The 19,847-nt window shown below is 62.6% G+C and carries 22 protein-coding genes; 17 read left to right on the forward strand and 5 right to left on the reverse strand.

Annotation, left to right across the window (positions count from 1 at the left end):
* Window positions 1-56: 56 nt before the first annotated feature.
* The gene (locus tag KJQ96_RS10205; protein ID WP_213286496.1) at window positions 57-2,087 is read right to left on the reverse strand and encodes a peroxidase family protein; all 2,031 of its coding nucleotides are present in this window, start codon (window positions 2,085-2,087) and stop codon (window positions 57-59) included.
* A gap of 45 nt (window positions 2,088-2,132) precedes the next feature.
* Complete coding sequence (locus tag KJQ96_RS10210; RefSeq protein ID WP_213286497.1) at window positions 2,133-2,519, reverse strand: hypothetical protein; 387 nt, start codon at window positions 2,517-2,519, stop codon at window positions 2,133-2,135.
* A gap of 9 nt (window positions 2,520-2,528) precedes the next feature.
* Between KJQ96_RS10210 and KJQ96_RS10215 the strand changes: the two genes are divergently transcribed.
* Window positions 2,529-3,917 (forward strand): Nramp family divalent metal transporter, encoded by a 1,389-nt coding sequence (locus KJQ96_RS10215; protein ID WP_213286498.1) that lies wholly within the window; start codon window positions 2,529-2,531, stop codon window positions 3,915-3,917.
* A 62-nt stretch (window positions 3,918-3,979) separates the two neighbouring features.
* On the opposite strand, the gene KJQ96_RS10220 is transcribed toward KJQ96_RS10215, so the two are convergent.
* From KJQ96_RS10220 to hemB, 3 genes are all read right to left on the reverse strand, one after another.
* Complete coding sequence (locus KJQ96_RS10220; protein ID WP_213286499.1) at window positions 3,980-4,756, reverse strand: arginyltransferase; 777 nt, start codon at window positions 4,754-4,756, stop codon at window positions 3,980-3,982.
* Window positions 4,757-4,940: 184 nt separating this feature from the next.
* Window positions 4,941-5,513: an RDD family protein gene (locus KJQ96_RS10225; RefSeq protein ID WP_213286500.1), complete on the reverse strand. Its 573-nt coding sequence runs from the start codon at window positions 5,511-5,513 to the stop codon at window positions 4,941-4,943.
* A 252-nt stretch (window positions 5,514-5,765) separates the two neighbouring features.
* Window positions 5,766-6,827 (reverse strand): porphobilinogen synthase, encoded by a 1,062-nt coding sequence (gene hemB / locus KJQ96_RS10230; protein WP_213286501.1) that lies wholly within the window; start codon window positions 6,825-6,827, stop codon window positions 5,766-5,768.
* A gap of 204 nt (window positions 6,828-7,031) precedes the next feature.
* Between hemB and KJQ96_RS10235 the strand changes: the two genes are divergently transcribed.
* The 16 genes from KJQ96_RS10235 (at window position 7,032) to thiL (ending at window position 19,707) form a co-directional block, all read left to right on the forward strand.
* The gene (locus tag KJQ96_RS10235) at window positions 7,032-7,505 is read left to right on the forward strand and encodes a DUF6163 family protein (protein WP_213286502.1); all 474 of its coding nucleotides are present in this window, start codon (window positions 7,032-7,034) and stop codon (window positions 7,503-7,505) included.
* Between the two features lie 468 nt (window positions 7,506-7,973).
* On the forward strand, window positions 7,974-8,489 hold the full coding sequence (ldtR, locus tag KJQ96_RS10240; RefSeq protein WP_028345688.1) for a transcriptional regulator LdtR: 516 nt from the start codon (window positions 7,974-7,976) through the stop codon (window positions 8,487-8,489).
* A gap of 266 nt (window positions 8,490-8,755) precedes the next feature.
* A complete protein-coding gene (locus KJQ96_RS10245) occupies window positions 8,756-8,980 on the forward strand; it encodes a hypothetical protein (RefSeq protein ID WP_213286503.1) in 225 nt (74 codons plus the stop codon).
* Window positions 8,981-9,011: 31 nt separating this feature from the next.
* Window positions 9,012-9,233 carry a hypothetical protein gene (locus tag KJQ96_RS10250; protein ID WP_028345690.1) on the forward strand — a complete coding sequence of 74 codons (222 nt, stop codon included), beginning with the start codon at window positions 9,012-9,014 and terminating at the stop codon, window positions 9,231-9,233.
* Window positions 9,234-9,375: 142 nt separating this feature from the next.
* The gene (locus KJQ96_RS10255) at window positions 9,376-10,626 is read left to right on the forward strand and encodes an adenylate/guanylate cyclase domain-containing protein (RefSeq protein ID WP_213286504.1); all 1,251 of its coding nucleotides are present in this window, start codon (window positions 9,376-9,378) and stop codon (window positions 10,624-10,626) included.
* A gap of 56 nt (window positions 10,627-10,682) precedes the next feature.
* On the forward strand, window positions 10,683-11,039 hold the full coding sequence (locus KJQ96_RS10260) for a DUF6152 family protein (RefSeq protein ID WP_213286505.1): 357 nt from the start codon (window positions 10,683-10,685) through the stop codon (window positions 11,037-11,039).
* A 4-nt stretch (window positions 11,040-11,043) separates the two neighbouring features.
* Window positions 11,044-11,532 (forward strand): hypothetical protein, encoded by a 489-nt coding sequence (locus tag KJQ96_RS10265; protein WP_213286506.1) that lies wholly within the window; start codon window positions 11,044-11,046, stop codon window positions 11,530-11,532.
* 15 nt (window positions 11,533-11,547) lie between these two features.
* Window positions 11,548-12,123 carry a histidine phosphatase family protein gene (locus KJQ96_RS10270; protein WP_213286507.1) on the forward strand — a complete coding sequence of 192 codons (576 nt, stop codon included), beginning with the start codon at window positions 11,548-11,550 and terminating at the stop codon, window positions 12,121-12,123.
* A 1,026-nt stretch (window positions 12,124-13,149) separates the two neighbouring features.
* Complete coding sequence (locus tag KJQ96_RS10275) at window positions 13,150-13,785, forward strand: glutathione S-transferase family protein (RefSeq protein WP_213286508.1); 636 nt, start codon at window positions 13,150-13,152, stop codon at window positions 13,783-13,785.
* 287 nt (window positions 13,786-14,072) lie between these two features.
* On the forward strand, window positions 14,073-15,383 hold the full coding sequence (glyA, locus tag KJQ96_RS10280) for a serine hydroxymethyltransferase (RefSeq protein WP_028345696.1): 1,311 nt from the start codon (window positions 14,073-14,075) through the stop codon (window positions 15,381-15,383).
* A 27-nt stretch (window positions 15,384-15,410) separates the two neighbouring features.
* A complete protein-coding gene (gene nrdR, locus KJQ96_RS10285) occupies window positions 15,411-15,893 on the forward strand; it encodes a transcriptional regulator NrdR (protein ID WP_028345697.1) in 483 nt (160 codons plus the stop codon).
* Entirely contained in the window at window positions 15,890-17,041 is a 1,152-nt protein-coding gene (gene ribD / locus KJQ96_RS10290) for a bifunctional diaminohydroxyphosphoribosylaminopyrimidine deaminase/5-amino-6-(5-phosphoribosylamino)uracil reductase RibD (protein ID WP_213286509.1), read from the forward strand. The genes nrdR and ribD overlap by 4 nt, the downstream gene beginning before the upstream one ends.
* Entirely contained in the window at window positions 17,041-17,649 is a 609-nt protein-coding gene (locus KJQ96_RS10295) for a riboflavin synthase (protein ID WP_213286510.1), read from the forward strand. Before ribD ends, KJQ96_RS10295 begins: the two co-directional genes overlap by 1 nt.
* Window positions 17,650-17,735: 86 nt before the next feature.
* Window positions 17,736-18,227, forward strand: a complete 492-nt coding sequence (gene ribH, locus KJQ96_RS10300) for a 6,7-dimethyl-8-ribityllumazine synthase (protein ID WP_213286511.1) — start codon at window positions 17,736-17,738, stop codon at window positions 18,225-18,227.
* A gap of 3 nt (window positions 18,228-18,230) precedes the next feature.
* Window positions 18,231-18,722, forward strand: a complete 492-nt coding sequence (gene nusB / locus KJQ96_RS10305) for a transcription antitermination factor NusB (protein WP_057845752.1) — start codon at window positions 18,231-18,233, stop codon at window positions 18,720-18,722.
* Window positions 18,715-19,707, forward strand: a complete 993-nt coding sequence (thiL, locus tag KJQ96_RS10310) for a thiamine-phosphate kinase (protein ID WP_309142393.1) — start codon at window positions 18,715-18,717, stop codon at window positions 19,705-19,707. The genes nusB and thiL overlap by 8 nt, the downstream gene beginning before the upstream one ends.
* Window positions 19,708-19,847 lie beyond the last annotated feature (140 nt).

The following is a 19,847-nucleotide window of genomic DNA, read 5'->3' on the forward strand; positions in this document are numbered from 1 at the left end:
ACCTTCCGTCCTGGCCGGGCTTTATCCGGCACGTCCTTCCTGCTGACGGATTCGCATTAAACGTCGAACAGGAAATCGTGTTTTGTGAGTTCATGGGGCCGCACGTCGGTGAGTTCGATCCGGTCGTCGCCGACCTGAACCACCGTGTTCCCGTGGTTGCCCCAGATCCTCACGTCGCGAAAGTCCAGACGGCCGGCATTCTCAAACACCAGCACGTCGACGCCTGGATCGAAGTCGGTGATCTCAGCTTTGGTGGATCCGAAATCAAATACGAAGCGATCCGCGCCGTCATTCCCCGTCATCGTCTGCTTGCCGGTTCCGGCGAACAGATAATCGCCCTGCGGACCGCCGATCAGCGTGTCGTTGCCATCGGAGCCGATAACAATCTGGCGGGCTTCGGGGTCTTCGGACTCCACGCCGCCGGCAAGGCCGGTGTGCCGTGCATAGGTGACGAAGACATCGTCCTGGATATGCTTGGTGTCGGTATTGCGCAGAATGATATCTGCCAGCGTCGTGCCTTTGATCTCGGATAACGTCTTGGCATCAAATCCTTGATTTTCGAACCAGAACCGGTCGCCATCACGCAACGCCTCGAACTGCCTCGCGATGATGGCCTGGAAGGTTTCGCCGACGAGCGCGCCAGGCACATGATTTTCCGACAAGCCGCCGGTCCACAGGCCGACATTGTTGACGTTGCCGTAAGCTGCTTTCAGTCCGGCCAGCGTCTCCGGGTCGCTCGTGATCTGGCTGAAATCCGTGTATGGCTCAAGGCCGAGTGCTTCACGGGTCTGGTTGAGCGTGCCGAGGCCGAGGTCGCGTGCGCGCTGGATGTTGATCGCGGCGAGATCCATCGACACCGGTGGATCGAAAAGAAAATTGCGCAGGTCGTCGACGATGCGCGCGTCGAGTGCTTGTGACGGATCGGCTGCCAGGTGGCGCAATTGTCCGTCGGCGCCGCCATTGTCGTTGAAGTTTGCCGCCGGCTGGAAGAATACGTCCTTCAGGTCTTCCTCGGAGCCGGCGATGACTTCGCCGTTTTCCGCAAGGCCCTCGGTTTCGCCCGACACGATCGAATGCCCGAAGCGGAACGCCGCGGCGACGAATTCCAGCGTCAGGTGGGGATCGACGTTGGGGTCATAGCCGTCATAGGGCGTGAGCGCGTTCTTGCCAACGAGGTTTGGCAGGAACTCCGAATAGGTGATGTTGGCGATTTCCGCAGTCACAATAGCGCGCGCGTGATTGTAGAGTTGGTCGCCGCTCCATTTCGGATGCTCAAGGTGCAGTTTGTCGACCCAATAATTGTGCTCGCGCACGAATAGGGTGTGCAAGGCGGTGAGCGCGGGATTCTCTGCGGCGCGCGCGTCACCCGCCACCGCCATCCCATTGACAATCGGCAGGTTGTCGCCCGCAGACGTCAACATGTGGCCGTCGGCGGTGCGCAGGCTGGCCGCGGTCGCGGCGCTGGACCCATAGACCATCGAGGCGTCCAGCCAGGCGGTATTGGAATTGAGCGCCATCGCTGGGTTGGACGTGCCCGCACCGGTCGTGGGATCGATGACTGCGCGGGTGATCGGAATGATCGTGCCGTCGGGGAGAACGGGATCGCCCGCAGGAACCACGACGCTGATATCGCTGACGCCATCCGTCTGGGTCAACGTCATGTCGTGATCGATGAATTGGCCCCATGCGTACATGAAGGCGGATACGCCTTCCGGGTTCGCCACATCAGGGTCGCCCGCGCCGACCACAAGATTGCTGATGGTGCGGGCATTGTTGCCGCCGAGCGGAACGGAAATGCCATCGGCAAAATGCGCTTCACCGATGCGCGCGAATTCAGTTCCGGCAGCGTTGAGGGTGGAATCGGATTGGTTGTTCTGCGAACCGTCGAAGCTGCGGTACTCGAGCTTTACCGGCTTCGGATCCGGGTAGCACGGCGAGCCGTGGGGGCCATGTGGGCCATGGTGCTCACCCGGGCCATGCGAGCCGTGCGATCGGTGCGGCACATGAAAATGGCCGAGAAAATCGCCGAAGTGAAAATCGTCGTTTCTGTCTTGGTGTGCCTCCCAAGTCCGCCTGAACTGACGCATCCGGATGCTCCCTCAGTTGCAATTGCGAATTAGTTGCAATTGGTGTCACGAATGAGAGGCATTTGCAATATGGAAGTGGGGGCCGCCCGCAGCCCGTAGTCGACCATCGCCTGAGAGAGCTTGTTGCGCGCTTCCGCCTTCAACGCCGGCCTCGGCTTGGCCGAGCGATTTGACGCCGGCCGCGCGGGTGGTCGCCGTCTCGGCGTCGGCCTTGGCCAGCATGGTAATGGCCTCCGCCTTGTTGTTCGCCGCCGGGTTCTCGGCTTCCGCCATCACGGTGATCGGCATCGCCTCGGCTTTGGCGGCCTTGCGCGCCGCGCGTTCGGCGATTTCGACGGCTTTGGCGGTGGTGACCGTATGGTCGGTGGTATCATTTTCGTGATCAGCAGATGCAGTTGCAAATGAGTTGCAATAAGAACGAAGATCGGCCATCTTGTTGAGATGGACGCGCGCACGCCCGAGTTGGGCCCGGAAGCCAAAGGTTTGGTGATGGCCGATACGACCGCCTCCGGTTGGCGCGCTGACGCCGCCGCCGAAGCGCGGCGGAGCCTGCCCGAAGTCAATTCCACGATCCTGGTGCCCTTTGGCGGGCATTGGTCGCGCCGGCTGCTGGCCTTCCTTGGCCCCGGCTATCTGGTTTCGGTCGGTTACATGGACCCCGGCAACTGGGCCACCGACCTCGCGGGTGGGTCGAAGTTCGGCTACACGCTGCTCGCGGTCATCCTGCTGTCGAACCTGATGGCGATCCTGTTGCAGGCGCTCGCCGCGCGGCTTGGCATCGTCACCGACCGCGATCTGGCGCAGGCCTGCCGCGCCAGCTTCTCGCGGCCCGTGAACTTCCTGCTCTGGGTGGTCTGCGAAGCGGCAATCATCGCCTGCGATCTTGCCGAGGTGATCGGCACCGCGATCGCGCTCAACCTGTTGTTCGGCATTCCCCTGATCTGGGGCGCGCTGATAACTGCGCTCGATGCCTTCCTGCTGCTCCTCCTGATGAACAAGGGTTTTCGCTTCCTCGAAGCCTTCGTCATCTCGCTGTTAATTGTGATCGCGATCTGCTTTTCGATTCAGATCGTGGCTGCGGCACCGCCGGTAGCTGCCGTCCTGAAGGGGTTTGTGCCGTCGCCCGAGATCGTCACCAATCCGGAGATGCTCTACATCGCAATCGGCATCATCGGCGCTACCGTGATGCCGCATAATCTCTACCTGCACTCCTCGATCGTGCAGACCCGCGCCTATGAGCGCAACGACAAGGGCCGCCGTGAAGCGATCAAATGGGCCACCACGGATTCGACCATCGCCTTGATGCTGGCGCTGTTCATCAACGCCGCGATCCTGATCGTTGCCGCCGCCACCTTCTATTCGAGCGGACGCACCGAGGTCGCCGAGATCGGGCAGGCCTATGAATTGCTGTCGCCGCTGCTCGGTCTCGGCATTGCTTCGACCCTGTTCGCAGTGGCGCTGCTCGCCTCCGGTCTGAACTCGACCGTCACCGCGACGCTGGCCGGCCAGATCGTGATGGAAGGCTTTTTGAACCTGCGGCTGCCGAACTGGGCGCGGCGGCTATTGACCCGCGGCGTCGCCATCGTTCCGGTCGTGATCGTCACCGCGCTCTACGGCGAGCGCGGCACCGGCCAATTATTGGTGTTCAGCCAGGTCGTGCTGTCCATGCAATTGCCGTTCGCGGTGATCCCGCTGGTGAGGTTCGTTTCCGACCGCCGCAAGATGGGCAAGTTCGTCATCCCGCGCACAGTCGCTGTCGTGGCGTGGATCGTCGCCGGAATCATCGTCGCGCTGAACGTGAAGCTGTTGTTCGAGGCGTTTTTCGGCTGAGGCGCGAATAGCGAATAGCGGAGCGGATTCCATTCGCTATTCGCTACTCGCCATTCGCTCATTCAATCCTGCGGCTCGGACAGCATTTCGCCGGTCGCATCCACCCTCAGCCAGCCCGACGGCGCCAGCCGCTGCTGCGGCAGGAAGCGGCCCTTGTAGTCCATCTTCTTGGAGCCCTCGATCCAATAGCCGAGATAGACGTAAGGCAGCCCGAGCCGGCGCGCGCGGGTGATGTGATCAAGGATCATGAAGGTGCCGAGCGAGCGACTGTGCTGCGACGGCTCGAAAAACGAGTACACCATCGATAGCCCGTCGCTGAGCACATCCGTCAGCGCCACCGCGACCAGCTCCTCGCCGCGGCCGGTGATACCGGTGTCGACGCCGCGCTTGCGGTATTCGATGATGCGGGTCTCGACATGGCTGTCTTCCACCATCATCGCGTAGTCGAGTACGGTCATGTCGGCCATGCCGCCATGGCGGTGGCGCCTGTCGAGGTAGGCGCGGAACACGGAGTATTGCTCAGAGGTCGGCACCGCGCTGCGCTGCTCGCCGATGATGTCGGCGTTGCGCGCCAAAACCTTCTTGAAGTTGCGCGAAGGGCGGAATTCGTTGGCGATGACGCGCACGGAGACGCAGGCCCGGCACTGGTCGCAGGCCGGGCGGTAAGCGATCGACTGGCTGCGGCGGAAACCGCCATGGGTCAGGAGGTCGTTGAGGTCGCCAGCCTTGTCGCCGACCAGATGCGTGAACACCTTGCGCTCGTGCCGGCCCGGCAGATAGGGGCAGGGCGAGGGCGCCGTCAGGTAGAATTGCGGGGTATCACGCGAGTGTTGGGTCACGTCGGGTCGTCACGCCTCCGAAACAAATCAACCATAGCGCTTTCCAACGCAGTAGACACCGGTTCGCGTTAAGAAAACGCATCGGAACGAAAAAAGCGCCGGCCCGGCCCCGATTTCATCTTGGGGCCCGACCGGCTCTAACATCGCGCCCCGAAGGCGGGCGGTCAAATAGTTTGCTGCTCGCTCAATAGCTGCTGCGCGGCGAAGGAACTACCTGGGTACGAACCGAGCTGTTGATGACCACGGTTCCCAGGATGATGTCGTGCAGCAGCCGGCGGCGGCTGTTGAACAGGCCGACCAGCAGCACCAGCGGCGTCAGGAATGAGATCGAGACCCAGTACAGCACGGCATGGCAGGCACCGAGCACGAAATAGCCCGGCTCGCCGTACCAGGTGCGCAGCTCCAGATCCATCGCGCGCATGCCGAGCGTCGCCGAATGCGGGCCGCCGATCGAGGTACCGTAATAGACGATCGCCCACACGATGGTGGCGGGCCACGCCAGCCAGAACAGCATCCAGCCGAGCCCGAGCGTGATGATGCCGAACAGGCCGATGAAGATGTAGCCGAGTATGACGGGCACCGACAGCACGACGAGGTCGATCAGGAACGCAAATACCCGCCGCGTGAGCACGCCGCGAAACAGTTCCGGCTGCGAATAGGGATCGAACGCATGCGGCGGCACCCCACCGTCGTTCCGCCAGCCGCCGCCAGCACCTTGAGGGCCGCCGCCAGTATCGCCAGAGCCGCTATAAGACATGGTCCGTCCTCCAGGCCGATATTTCCAGACCGTGACATGGGAACCGGCCGCGCTATCGCCAAGGGCCTGCGACCATTAACAGCGCGCAATATTCGGGGTGAGCGTCGGACGGACCACAACGTTTCCGTCGTCCCTGCGAACGCAGGGATCCATAACCACCGCTGCACATTGCAGCAAAGGCAACTGGCCCCATCGCTCTATTAATAAGCCGCGGCGTATGGGTCCCTGCGTTCGCAGGGGCGACGGGGAGGCTTAGCCTCCCGCCTTCAACTTCTCCGCGGCCTTCGGCGCAAAATACGTCAAGATCCCGTCTGCACCGGCGCGCTTGAAGCCGAGCAGGCTTTCCATCATCGCGCGGTCGCCGTCGATCCAGCCATTGGCCGCGGCTCCGGCGATCATCGCGTATTCGCCGGATACCTGGTAGACGAAGGTCGGCATCGCAAACGTGTCTTTCACGCGCCGCACGATGTCGAGATAGGGCATGCCGGGCTTCACCATCACCATGTCGGCGCCTTCGGCGATGTCGAGTTCGACTTCGCGCAGCGCTTCGTCGGAGTTGGCGCTGTCCATCTGGTAGGTGCGCTTATCGCCGGTCAGCGTTTTGGCGGAGCCGATGGCGTCGCGGAACGGGCCGTAGAAGGCGGAGGCGTATTTCGCCGCATAGGACATGATCTGCACGTCGAGAAATCCTGCCTCGTCCAGCGCCTCGCGGATCGCGCCGACGCGGCCGTCCATCATGTCGGACGGCGCGATGATGTCGCAGCCGGCTTCCGCCTGCACCAGCGCCTGTTTCACCAGCACCGCCACCGTCTCGTCGTTCAGTATCCTGCCGTCCTCGATCAGCCCGTCATGGCCGTGGCTGGTGAAGGGATCGAGCGCGACGTCGCACAGCACGCCGATCTCGGGGAATTCCTTTTTGATCGCGCGCACCGACTGGCAGACCAGATTGTTCGGGTTCAGCGCCTCGGAGCCGTGCTCGTCGCGCAGCGACGGCTCGGTATAGGGAAACAGCGCTATGCAGGGGATGTTCAGTTTTGCCGCGCGCTCGGCGTCGCGCACCGCCTGATCGACGGTGAGGCGGTCGACGCCGGGCATCGAGGCCACCGGCGCGCGCGTGTTGTGGCCGTCGACCACGAACATCGGCCAGATCAAATCGTCCGTGGTCAGCACGTTTTCGCGCACCAGCCGCCGCGCCCATTCCGCCTTGCGGTTGCGGCGGGGGCGGATGGCAAGGTCGAGCGGGGTGGAGGCGAGGGCGGTCTGCCGCGGCGGCGCGTCGCGCATTTCGATCGGACGCCCGAACTTGATCGCCATGTGAACGGTACTCCTTGAGGCGGAGGGAAGGTTTTGATTTGTTTCCAATTCTAGCACCTTGCCGCTGCCCCGTCACCGAGCCTTGATCTAATCTCATCAGCAATTGATTTTACCGTCCCGCCGGGCCAAGACATCACCCCATGAGAAGATTCCCGCACGCATTGCGCGAGGCCAGCCCCGAGATCAGCTTCCGGGTCGGCTTCCATGTCTGACGTTTCGGCGCGCGATCAGGGGCGGGACCATGCCAGGGACAATGCGATGTCCATGGCGGCGATGTCGTCGGAGCGGATCGAGCCCGACGACAACGTGTGGACGCGTCGGCTGGTGCTGTTCCTGCGCATCATGGCGGTCGTGTCGATCATGAAGGGCCTGTACCACTGGGCGCAGGTCACGGGTTTCATCGGCGGCGAGGAAGAGGCGTTCGAGAACCAGTCGATGGCCTGGCAGACCGCGACCGTCTATTTCGCCGTCATCGAACTTGTCGGCGCCGTCGGCCTGTGGCTCGCGACGCCTTGGGGCGCGGTGGTGTGGCTCACCACGGTGGTGTCGACGGCGGTGATCGAGCTGATGTTTCCGGGCATCTACGGCGGCAGCCTGACGGTGGTGGCGCTCGAGGCTGTAATGCTCGGCGCTTATCTCGCCCTCGCCTGGATGGCCGCGCGCGAGCGCCCGCCGTAGCAGGCGTATGCTGATACGCTCCCTCTCCCCGCGAAGAGCGAGGCGAGGGAGTTGCGCAGCAGCATCCTTCAACTCTGTCAGTTTTCCGCCATAATCCATCCGCGTGCAGAATCCGCGACGCGATCCCGTACAATTTTCAAGAAGCTTTTCCGTAACGATTTGGTCACCGTTAAGGGCCGTAAAGGGTTCCACCACACATCTTACGCGAGCGTTTCGATTTCAGACGCACCTGTTTCCGAATGCGACAAGGCTTGCAGACGAAGCGTGAACAGGGCGCTTTCAGCGTCAATGAAATGTTGCAAAAAGCCTTGATCCATGGGGCTTAATCCACAATTCACTCTGTTAAATTCATGATCTCTTTATTGTCTTATTTAAGTGGATCTTCAAACCGCCCCCTTAAGTTGAAGCTATCAGGCGGAACAGAAGTTTCGTCGAAATAAGTCGAAAAACGACGACAGGGGAAGTGTCATGATCAAAGCCGTTGCAACGGCGGTGGAAACCGCTGAACGCTCTGCCGGTCAAACTCCGGTGCAGCCGCTCTATCTGGAAGCGTTGACTTTGGTGGAACGGCTGCATCGCCGGCTGCTCGACGTCATCAAGGACGAATTCGATCGCCGCGGCCGTGCCGACATCAATTCGGTGCAGGCATTGCTGCTCTATAACATCGGCGACAAGGAGCTGACCGCGGGCGAACTGCGTACGCGCGGTTATTACCTCGGCTCCAACGTCTCCTATAATCTCAAGAAGCTTGTCGAGCTCGGCTTCCTCGATCATCAGCGCTCGCGCGTCGATCGTCGCTCGGTCCGCATTCGCCTCACGGCGCAGGGCCAGGAAATCCGCAAGATCGTCGATGCGCTCTACCAGAAGCACGTCAAGACGGTGGAGCAGGTCGGCGGCATCTCGAATGAGGAGTTCGCGACGCTGAACAAGTCGCTGCACCGCCTCGAGCGGTTCTGGACCGACCAGATCCTGTATCGGCTCTGAGAATTCGTAAGCCGGCCGCCTAGAAGACCGGTAGCCAACAAGCTGACAAACTGGCAGGGCAGCAAGCCCTGCTCAACGCGCATCGGCGCCGGTCTTCCGGCTCCGGTGCGCTTTGTTTTTGAAGGAAAATCCTCCGCATTTCCGGGGAGCTATCGCTGTTTCCTAAAGAGAAATTGCGATTTCCTGCATTGGAACCATCTTCTTCTCGCGATGGAACCATCTTCGCGCCTACGAATTATCGGCCCGGCCACCAAACAGGTGAGGGCATGCTGGTCGAGCGCGGAATTCAGGTCATGAATTTTGAGGTGGTGGGCGGTGCCTACGCGATCGCCTCAAACTACCTTCGCAAGAGCGGCGCCATTGCCGATACCCAGGTCACCGACGAGCGATTGCTCGCAATCATCGTGAAGCTGTTCCGGCGCGGCGAATTCAACAGGCTCAGGCTCGCCAATAGGGCGATCGCCACGTTCGAAGCAGGCGCATTGGCCTGACGATCACCGCTCACGCAACTCAGGAGAATCCATGGAAGCCGCGATCGAACGGATCATGCAGACCTATGACCTGCTTCTGAACTGCAGCGCCGCTGCCAGCGAGGAGGCGCGCGCCAAGGTCACGGCCTATCTCACCACGCTGGTCGAGGCGGGCGAGACGGATCCGCACCGGCTGACCGTGTGCGGGCTCACCTATCTACGCCAGCTCGATGGCAGCAACGATCCGGTGAAGGCGGGGTATACGGGGCTGTAAGGCCCAGGACACGGTCTTGCTGCGCGTCCCGAAGCGCTTGATCGGGACCACAACACGTTGAAGCAGGGCCTCCGTAAGGAGGCCTTGCCGGCCATGTGCACTCCGCCATAGATTTCCTGGTCGATCCGGCGGAGGGCTTGTTATGGACATCGCGATTCCAGCCAATGAGCCTGAACGGCTTGAGGCGCTGGCAAGCTACGCCATACTCGACAGCCTCCCGGAAATTGGATTCGACGAAATCACCGAACTGGCGGCGCAGATTTGCGACTGCCCGGCCGCCCTGATCAGCTTTGTCGATCCGTCACGGCAGTGGATGAAGGCCAAATACGGTCTTCCCCCGGACCTTTGCGAATGCCCCCGTGAAATTTCGATTTGCCAGGCCACGATCTGCAACAACGATATTCTCTACGTTCCCGATCTCGTCAGCGATCAAAGATTTAACACCAGCCCGCTCGTGACGACCGGGCTGCAGCTCCGCTTCTACTGCGGCGTTCCGCTCATCACGCAGGATGGCTATGCCCTGGGTACGCTGTGCGTCATCGACTTCAAGTCGCGCGAGCTCAGCTTCGAGCAGCGCGAAGCGCTACGACGGCTGTCACGGCAAACCATGGTGCACCTGGAATTGCGTCGCCAGTTGCTTGAGCGCAACGAGATGCTGCGCCAGTTGGAGAAAGCCCGCGACTGCGCCGTTGCCGAGAAATCTGAATCGGAACGGCTGCTCCTCAACATCCTGCCGCCTTCCATCGCAGCCGAGCTCAAGGCCAGCGAGCGCGTCAGGCCGCGCTTCTTCGATTCTGCGACCGTCATCTTCATCGATTTCACCGGATTTACCCGCATCGTCGAAATGATGGAGCCGGCGAGCGTCATCGATCAGCTCGACCAGCACTTTACCAGGTTCGACGATATCATCGCGAAACATCGCCTGGAAAAACTCAAGACCATCGGCGATGCTTACCTCGCCGTTGGCGGCGTGCCGGAGCCCAATCGCTCGCACCCGATGGATGCCGCGTTATGCGCGCTGCAGATACTGGATCACCTGAGCAAATTGAACCGGCAACGCGAGAAGCTGCGCCTGCCGCCTTGGCTGGCGCGGATCGGAATCAATACCGGACCGGTTATCGCCGGCGTCGTCGGCAAGCACAAATTCACCTATGATATCTGGGGCAACACAGTGAATGTTGCGGAACGTGTCGAAGCCGCCGGCGTTCCTGGTCGCATCAGTATCTCGGAAACCACTTGGCAGCACATCAAGGGACGCTTCGAGACAGAGGCCCGCGGTGCCGTCGAGGTTAAGCATAAGGGTCTCGTGAACATGTACTTCCTCGATCGCATCAAGCCCGAATATTCCTCCGACCCGGCGGGGTTGGCGCCCAACGAGCGATTTTGGAAGTAGGAATGAGCGCCAAGGGGCAGATCGATACTGTTCCTCATATGCAATGGAGGCTCGCCATGAGCTCAATCTCGCGTCGTTTGTTTCTGTCGCTGGCGGCTGGCCTTGTGCCGGCTTCCGCTATCGCCCATCACGGCTGGGGCGGCTACGACACGTCGAAATCGTTCACCGTCACCGGCAAGATCCTGAAATCCAGCTTCGAGAATCCGCATTGCCAGATCGAGATGGAGGTCGACGGCAAGCACTGGCACTTCGTCCTGGCGCCGCCGTCGCGCATGCAGGCGCGTGGCGCAACGCGCGAGCTGATCGCGCCCGGCAAGACCTGCACCGTATTCGGCTATCCGCACACCAGCAAGCCGGACGAGGCGCGGATCGAATATATCGTGCTCGACGGCAAGCGTATCGAGTTGCGGTAGGGCAGTGGAACACCAGCCGGCCGCATCGATATTCCTGGTCCTGCAGGAAAGCGCGCTGGGTCATGCGATGCGCTCTTCGCCGGCGCTCTATCCCGCGGTCGAGATTCTGCACATTATCGGTTTCGTGATCCTGGTCGGATCGATCCTGGCTCTCGACTTGAGGCTGCTGGGACTCGGGCGCACGCTTGCCATTCAACCGATGGCGCAATTGCTGCTGCCCTTGTCGCGTGCGGGCTTTCTGCTCGCGATCAGCATGGGCTTTTTGCTGTTCAGCGCCGATGCTTCGCATGTCGTGAAAAATCCTGCGTTCCAGATCAAGCTGCTTCTGATCGGTGCGGCGCTGATCAACGTCGTGATCGCGCATGCCGTTCCATGGCGTTATGTTGAACACTGGGGTGACAAGGCGTCCGGCGCAGCCAAGGTGACTGCACTGCTATCGATCCTGCTGTGGCTCGGCGTCATCTGCGCCGGGCGCCTCATTGCGTATTTTTAGCAAGGCCGCTTTGCCATGTCCTGCATTCGCTTTGCCATCTTCGCGCTCCTCGTCGGCTTGTTCAGTTCGGCGGAGATCGCCACTGCCGACGAAGCCGCCAATGCCTGGAGGGCGTTGCGCGCCGGGGGGCATGTCGCGCTGATGCGGCATACCGATGCGCCGGGGGGCTTCGGCGATCCACCCGGTTTCCGCGTTGAAGATTGTGCCACCCAGCGCAACCTAAGCGCCAAGGGGCGGGCGGACGCCGAGAAGATCGGTGCGCGGCTCAAGCGGGAAGGGATTGCGTTTGAAACGATCCTGAGCTCGCCCTGGTGCCGATGCATCGACACCGCCAAATTGCTGAACTTGGGGCCGGTCGAGACCGTTGCGACATTCGGTAATGTCGTGGTGCTGCGCGATCAACGAGAGACGCTAACGGCGGGCGCCCGCGCGCGCATCGCCAAATGGACCTCGCGCGGAAACCTCCTCATCGTGACGCACGGTGCGAATATTTCGGCGCTCACCGGCGTCTCGCCGGCCAGCGGCGAAATCGTCGTCGTCAAAGGCGGAAGCGATCGCGCTGAGCCTGCCGGCCGCCTGGTTCTCGATTGAGCCCATTCGAATTGCCGTGCGTCCGCCCGCGCGTCCTTGGTGCGATCGCGGTTCCAGTTGGCGATCACGCCTTCGTATCGCACCGGTTTCGTTGCCGTTGCAGTGCGTGCGTTTTCGGCCTCTGTTTCGTTGGCGGCATTCGGGAAAATGACGAAGAATCCCAGAAGACCGCCGACCATCGTGCCGTAGATCAGGAAGGCCGTTACCAGCCAGCGTCGCGAATTGGCCTGGCGCTCTTTCGGTGGGAGTGAGCTTTCCATGTTGGAAATCCGTCTGTCAGCCCGGGCGGTTACAGGCGCAGTCGAAACGGCGGCATGTAATCTGGTTTACGCAGCGGCCGGCAAAGGTCTCGCGCCCGACAGGCAAATCAGCTAGATGTTGTGTCTAGCGGGTCACGCAAAAATTATCCGCTTTCGTCGTAGACCAAATCAGTCACATATACCGTGCGTCTCACCCAATTGAGGGGCGGGTCGCGATCGTCACGAACGTGCGGTGAGATGCGATGGACGCTGAATGCGCAAGACGTACGCGCAGGAGGCGTACGGCGAAGTCGTGTGGTCCACGGTGCTGGCGTTAAGTCCTTAAGAAGCGAAGCTTCTCGGGGGCGACGGAGGCAAGAAAGCCGTTCTCCCGGGAGAGCACGAAGTAAGCCGTAAAGCCATTGTGCAGGGAAGGCCGGGATGCTCCCGCTGTACCTGTATGCTCGTGCGCGCTTTTGCTATGCGCAATTGCACACGAGACCTCGGGTGCAGCAAGCACCCGGTCTTCCCTGCGCCCTCTAAACGAGAGGGCGGGAAGTGAAGAGCAAACCTCGGGCGCAACGCGTCGCGAGATCGCGACGTCATACTCAATGGTCATCGTCCGCGAAGGCGGACGATCCAGTATTCCAGAGACGCCAGTGATAGAACCGATAAGCCGCGGCGTACTGGATCCCCGCCTTCGCGGGGATGACGGTCGAGTATTGCGTCGCTATCTCCACATCATTGCGAGGAACCGCTCCGCTCTAACAAGACCAGAGGAAGCCCCATGCTCACGGTTCATCATCTCAACGACTCCCGCTCGCAGCGAATCTTGTGGCTGCTGGAGGAGCTCGGCACGCCCTATGAGCTGAAACGTTATCAGCGCAACGCCGAGACGCGGCTGGCGCCGCCGGAGTTGAAAGAGGTTCATCCGCTCGGCAAATCGCCCGTCATCACTGATGGCGACATGACCATCGCCGAATCCGGCGCCATCGTCGATTACATCATCCGCCGCTACGGCCAGGGGAAAGACAAGCCCGTGATGATGCCGGCGCCCGGTAGCGCGGACTACGAGGCCTACAACGAGTGGCTGCACTATTCCGAAGGCTCGGCGATGTTGCCGTTGATGCTGAACCTCTATGTCGGCCGGCTGAAGGAGGCGGGTGCGCCGCTGCATCCGCGCATCGACGACGAACTGGCGAACCACCTCGGCTATATCGACCGCGCGCTGAACGGGCGGGAGTTCTTCGTCGGGGCGTCGCTGACCGGCGCCGACATCCAGATGAGCTTTGTCGGCGAGCTGGCAAAAATGTTCGACAAGCTCGGGCCATATCGGAACCTGGCGGCCTGGCTGGAGCGCATGCACGCCCGCCCAGCGTTCCAGCGCTCGGTCGCCAAGGGCGGGCCATACCGGTTTGCGTGAGCGGGAGGCAGTCATTCCGGGGCGCGAAGCGAACCCGGAATCTCGAGATTCCGGGTCTGGTCCTTCGGACCATCCCGGAATGACGGTGAACTGGAACGCCCGGCTCAAGGCCGGGGCGACGAATAGGGCTTCATTCCCACCATATCTTGCATAAATACCAGCCCTGTACCGCAAATGCTTGGCCAATTCCGGCCGATGTGGTATCTCGCAGGCGCTTCTTTCGACCGCCACACCAGACCCGTCCGCTTCGCCCCTAAGGGCCTGCGGCGGTGGAGATATTTCGTCCAATGACCTCCTCGCCCACCAGCGCCAAGACCGGCTCCGCGCCCGACTCGTTCTTCACGGCCACGCTCGCCGAGGCCGACCCGGAAATCGCTGCCGCGATCAAAGGTGAACTTGGCCGCCAGCGGCATGAGATCGAGCTGATCGCCTCGGAAAACATCGTCAGCCGGGCCGTGCTGGAAGCGCAGGGCTCGGTGATGACCAACAAATACGCGGAAGGCTATCCGGGCGCGCGTTACTATGGCGGCTGCGAATGGGTCGACGTCGCCGAGACCTTGGCGATCGAGCGCGCCAAAAAGCTGTTCGGGGCGCAGTTTGCAAACGTGCAGGCGAACTCAGGCAGCCAGATGAACCAGGCGGCGTTTCTGGCGCTGCTGCAGCCCGGCGACACCTTTATGGGCCTCGATCTCGCGGCCGGTGGCCATCTCACCCACGGCTCGCCGGTCAACATGTCCGGCAAGTGGTTCAAGGCCGCGCACTATACGGTGCGGCGCGAGGACCAGATCATTGACATGGATGAGGTGGCGAAGCAGGCCGAGCAGGTGAAGCCGAAGCTGATCATCGCCGGCGGATCGGCCTATTCGCGCGCCTGGGATTTCAAGCGCTTCCGCGAGATCGCCGACAGCGTCGGCGCTTATCTGCTGGTCGACATGGCGCATTTCGCCGGCCTCGTCGCCGGCGGCGTCCATGCCTCGCCGGTGCCGCATGCGCATGTCACCACGACGACGACGCATAAATCGCTGCGCGGCCCGCGCGGCGGCCTGATTCTCTGCAACGACGAAGCGCTCGCCAAGAAGCTGAATTCGGCGATCTTCCCCGGCCTGCAGGGCGGTCCGCTGATGCATGTCATCGCCGCCAAGGCGGTGGCGTTCGCCGAGGCGCTGCGTCCGGACTTCAAGGTCTACGCGAAGAACGTCGTCGAGAATGCCAAGGCGCTTGCGGAAACGCTGCGCGGGCATGGTCTCGACATCGTCTCCGGCGGCACCGACAACCATCTGATGCTGGTCGACCTTCGGCCGAAGGGGCTGAAGGGCAACGTGTCCGAGAAGGCGCTGGTGCGCGCCGCCATCACCTGCAACAAGAACGGCATTCCGTTCGACCCCGAAAAGCCGTTCGTCACCTCGGGCCTGCGTCTCGGCACGCCGGCGGCGACCACGCGCGGGTTCGGCGTCGCCGAATTCAAGCAGGTAGGCGGCATGATCGCCGAGGTGCTCAACGCGCTGGCGCAGTCGGAGGACGGCAAGGCGCCGCTGGTCGAAGCCGCGATCAAGGAACGCGTGAAGGCGCTCACCGACCGCTTCCCGATCTATCAGTAAGGTCTAGCAAGTCGAAGGTCCCGTTGGATGCGTTGTCCTAGCTGCAACAGTCTCGATACGCAGGTGAAGGATTCGCGTCCGACCGAGGACTCGGCCGTGATCCGGCGGCGGCGGGTATGCATCGCCTGCAACTTCCGCTTCACCACCTTCGAGCGGGTTCAGTTGCGCGAACTGACGGTCATCAAGCGCAACGGCCGCCGGGTGCCGTTCGACCGCGACAAGCTGGTCCGCTCGCTGCAGATCTCCTTGCGCAAGCGCCCGGTCGATCCTGAGCGGGTCGAGAAGATGGTCTCGGCGATTGTGCGCGAACTCGAGAGCGGCGGCGAGGCGGAAGTCTCCTCGGAGGCGATCGGCGAGATCGTGATGGAGCACCTGCGCCAGCTCGACGACGTCGCCTATGTGCGCTTCGCCTCCGTCTATCGCAATTTCCGCGAGGCCAAGGATTTTGAGACCGTGCTCGGCGAGCTCTCGGGCGAGGACGAAGCGCGGATCGCCACGTTGCGCAAATGATCTTCCGCATCCTGGAAGACCAGTACGGGCAGAAGATCAGGGAGTCTAAAGCGGCGGACCAGCGCTTCATGCAGCTTGCGCTGTCGCTCGGCCGGCGCGGGCTGGGGCGCACCTGGTCCAACCCGGCCGTCGGGGCAGTCGTCGTGAAGGATGGCGTCATCATCGGGCGCGGCTGGACGCAACCGGGCGGGCGACCGCATGCCGAGCCGGAAGCCTTGAGGCGTGCCGGCGAGGCGGCGCAGGGCGCGACGCTGTATGTGACGCTGGAGCCCTGTTCGCATTTCGGCAAGTCGCCGCCTTGCGTCGACGCCGTGATCGCCTCCGGCATTGCGCGCGTGGTATCGGCGATCGAGGATCCCAATCCGGAGGTGGCCGGGCAGGGACATGCAAAACTCCGCGCGGCCGGGGTATCAGTCGATGTCGGGCTCGGTGCTCAGGAAGCCGCGCGCGATCACGCCGGGCATTTTCGCCGCGTCCGCGACAAGCGCCCGCATGTGATCCTGAAACTCGCTGTCTCCGCCGACGACAAGATCGCTGCCGCAGGCCACAAGCCCGTTGCGATTACGGGCGAGGCCGCGAGAACGCGGGTGCATCTGTTGCGCGCGCAATGCGACGCCATCCTGGTTGGCATCGGCACCGTGCTGGCGGACGACCCACTCCTGACCTGCCGCCTGCCGGGGATGGAAGCGCGGTCGCCCGTGCGCGTGGTGCTGGATCGTGCGCTGCGGCTGCCCGGCACCAGCAAGCTCGTTCAGTCCGCGCGGCAGACGCCGCTCTGGGTGATGACCTCAGATTTTGCCGAGGCGCCGGCCGCCGTGAAACTCGGTGCGGCAGGCGCGCAGGTGATACGTGTTGCGGCTACCGCGCAGCCGCCGTGGCTGGATCTATCGGCGGTGCTTCACGCGCTGTCCGACAAGGGCATCACAAGGCTGATGGTCGAAGGCGGATCGCGGGTGGCGTCGTCCTTCGTCGCGAGCGGCTTGGTCGATGAAATCTGGCTGTTGCGCGGTCCTGATAAAGTCGGCGCTGACGGCATTCCCGCGCTGGACGCATTGCCGCTGTCGGCAATCACCGGGTCGCTCGCCTTCAAGCCACGTGCTAGCGAAGCGCTCGGCAAAGACACCCTGACTATTTACGAGCGCGCTTAATGTTCACCGGAATTGTCACCGACATCGGCGAAATCGTCGCCCTGACGCCAACGGCGCAGGGGCAGTTGCACCGGATGCGGATCGCCTGCCGCTACGACCAGACGACCATCGCCGATGGGGGCTCGATCGCCTGCAACGGCGTCTGCCTGACGGTAGTCGCTTCCGGCGTCGAAGGCGGCAAGACATGGTTCGACGTCGATGCCGCCGCGGAAACGCTCGGCATGACCACGGCCAAGCATTGGGCCAAGGGAACAAGGCTCAATCTCGAGCGCGCGCTGAAGATCGGCGACGAACTCGGCGGTCATATCGTGGCGGGCCATGCCGATGGCATCGCCACCATCGCCAGGCGCGACGATCTGCCCGATATGGCCCGGTTCGAACTGCGCACCACGCGAGAGCTGGCGCGTTTCATCGCCGCCAAAGGTTCGGTGACGCTGGATGGCGTGTCGCTGACCGTGAATACGGTCGAGGATGTCACATTTTCGGTGCTGATTATCCCGCACACGCTCAGCGTCACCACGCTTGGCGGCTGGGCAGCAGGCAGCGAGGTCAATATCGAGGTCGACCTGATGGCCCGCTACGCGGCGCGGCTCTCGGAAATGAAGTGACAGGGTAACAGAGCGCGACTAAAACCGCGCGGATGTTGACAATTTACACCGCTGCAAATTGCCAACACGTGGAGATGGATTGAACAATGGCAGACGCACGGCGCGCACCGCTGAAAGACCAGACCGACATCACAGGCGCGCGCGCGCTGATCGTCGAGGCGCGGTTCTATGACGACATCCAGGACGCGCTGCTGGATGGCGCCGTCGCCGAACTGAAGGCCGCCGGCGTGACGCATGACGTCATCACCGTGCCAGGCGCCTTGGAAATTCCGGCCGCGATCGCGATCGCGCTCGATGCCGCCGACAGAAACGGCAAGCCGTATGACGCGGCGATTGCGCTCGGCTGTGTGGTGCGCGGCGACACCATCCATTTCGAGATCGTCTCGATCGAATCCTCCCGCGCCCTGATGGACCTTGCGGTCGCGCGAAAGGTGCCGCTCGGCAACGGCATCATTACCGTCAATACCGAGGCGCAGGCCTGGGCGAGGGCGCGCGCCAGCGAGTTGAACAAGGGCGGCGACGCCGCGCGCGCGGCGCTGGCAATGCTGCGGATCAAACGCCGACTGGCAAAGGCTTAGGCGATGGCAGAGAAGAAGCCCGCCAAAACTCCCGACAAGAAAGCCAACCGCCGTGGCGCGGCGCGGCTCGCCGCCGTGCAGGCGCTGTACCAGATGGACATCGCTGGCGCCGGGATCAACGACATCTTCGCCGAGTTTGAAAGCCACTGGCTCGGCAACGAGGTCGAGGGCGAGAAATACCTGCCGGCGGAAGCCGCCTTCTTCCGCGACGTGGTGTCGGGCGTGGTCCGCGACCAGGCGAGGCTCGATCCTCTGATCGACGACGCGCTGCAGAAGGGCTGGCCCTTGAAGCGGATCGACGCGATTTTGCGCGCGGTGCTGCGCGCCGGCTCCTACGAGCTCGAGCATCGCAAGGACGTGCCGGGCCGCGTGGTCGTATCCGAATATGTCGACGTCGCGCATGCCTTTGTCGAAAAGGACGAGACCGGCATGGTCAACGCCGTGCTCGACCAGATCGCGCGCCAGTTCCGCGCCGACGAGTTCACGCGTGGCTAGCGGCAAACCAGTGTCCGGCGAGGACTGGCTGATCGCGCGCTATTTCCGGCCGCTTGCAACCGACCCCGGCGCCTTTCGTCTCGACGACGACGTTGCGGTGCTGAAGCCATCCGGGGATGACATCGTGGTGACGACGGATGCGATTGTCGAGGGCGTGCATTTCCTGCCCGATGATCCGCCCGATGCGGTCGCACGCAAGGCGCTGCGAGTGAGCCTCAGCGATCTCGCCGCGAAGGGCGCAACGCCGGCCGGTTTTGTGCTGACGCTGGCGCTCCGCACCGCGGATGAGGCCTGGCTAAAACCGTTCGCGGCGGCGCTGGGCGAGGACATCCGGCAGTTCGCATGTCCGCTGCTCGGCGGCGATACGGTGTCGACGCCGGGGCCGCTGATGGTTTCGGTGACTGCATTCGGCCGCGTGCCGCCGGGCAGAATGGTCCATCGCAGCGGCGCCAAACCCGGCGAGCGCGTGATGGTCACGGGCACGATCGGAGACGCCGGGTTGGGGCTGGCTATCCTCCGCGGGGGAAAGGTGCATGCCGCCGCCGATACAGCCGCACGGGCGATGCTGGTCGGGCGCTATCGCGTCCCGCAGCCGCGCGTGGCGATGGCCGAGATCGTTCGCGAATACGCCAGTGCTTCGATGGATGTCTCGGATGGGTTGGCCGGAGATCTGACAAAGCTCTGCGGCGCGTCGGGCGTGTCCGCCGTGGTCGATCTGGAGCAGGTGCCGCTGTCCGACGCGGCGCGGGGTTTGGTGTCGCGCGGCATTGTCGGACTGGAGACATTGATCGCCGGTGGCGACGATTACGAAATCCTCTGCGCGATTCCCGAAGAGCGTGTTGAGGGCTTCGAAGCCGCCGCGCAGCGCGCAGGGGTTGCGCCTAGTTCCATCGGAACGATCGTTGTGGGGAGTTCAGTTCCGAAGTTCGTCGACAAAGAGGGCAACGAAATCGCGCTGGAACGGCTGTCCTACAGCCATTTTTGAGGGCACCGCATCATGCCGTCGGCTTTATTTCCTGCCGGCCATTGCAATTTCGCTGAAAACCTATAGGTTGTAGCGCATTCGATTACCGCCGTGCCTTTTTGAACGCGCCCCGCGGGGCTTCTTTCCAGAGACATCGTCGA

Origin of the sequence: Bradyrhizobium sp. sGM-13 (assembly GCF_018398875.1) — a bacterium.
GTDB lineage: Bacteria > Pseudomonadota > Alphaproteobacteria > Rhizobiales > Xanthobacteraceae > Bradyrhizobium.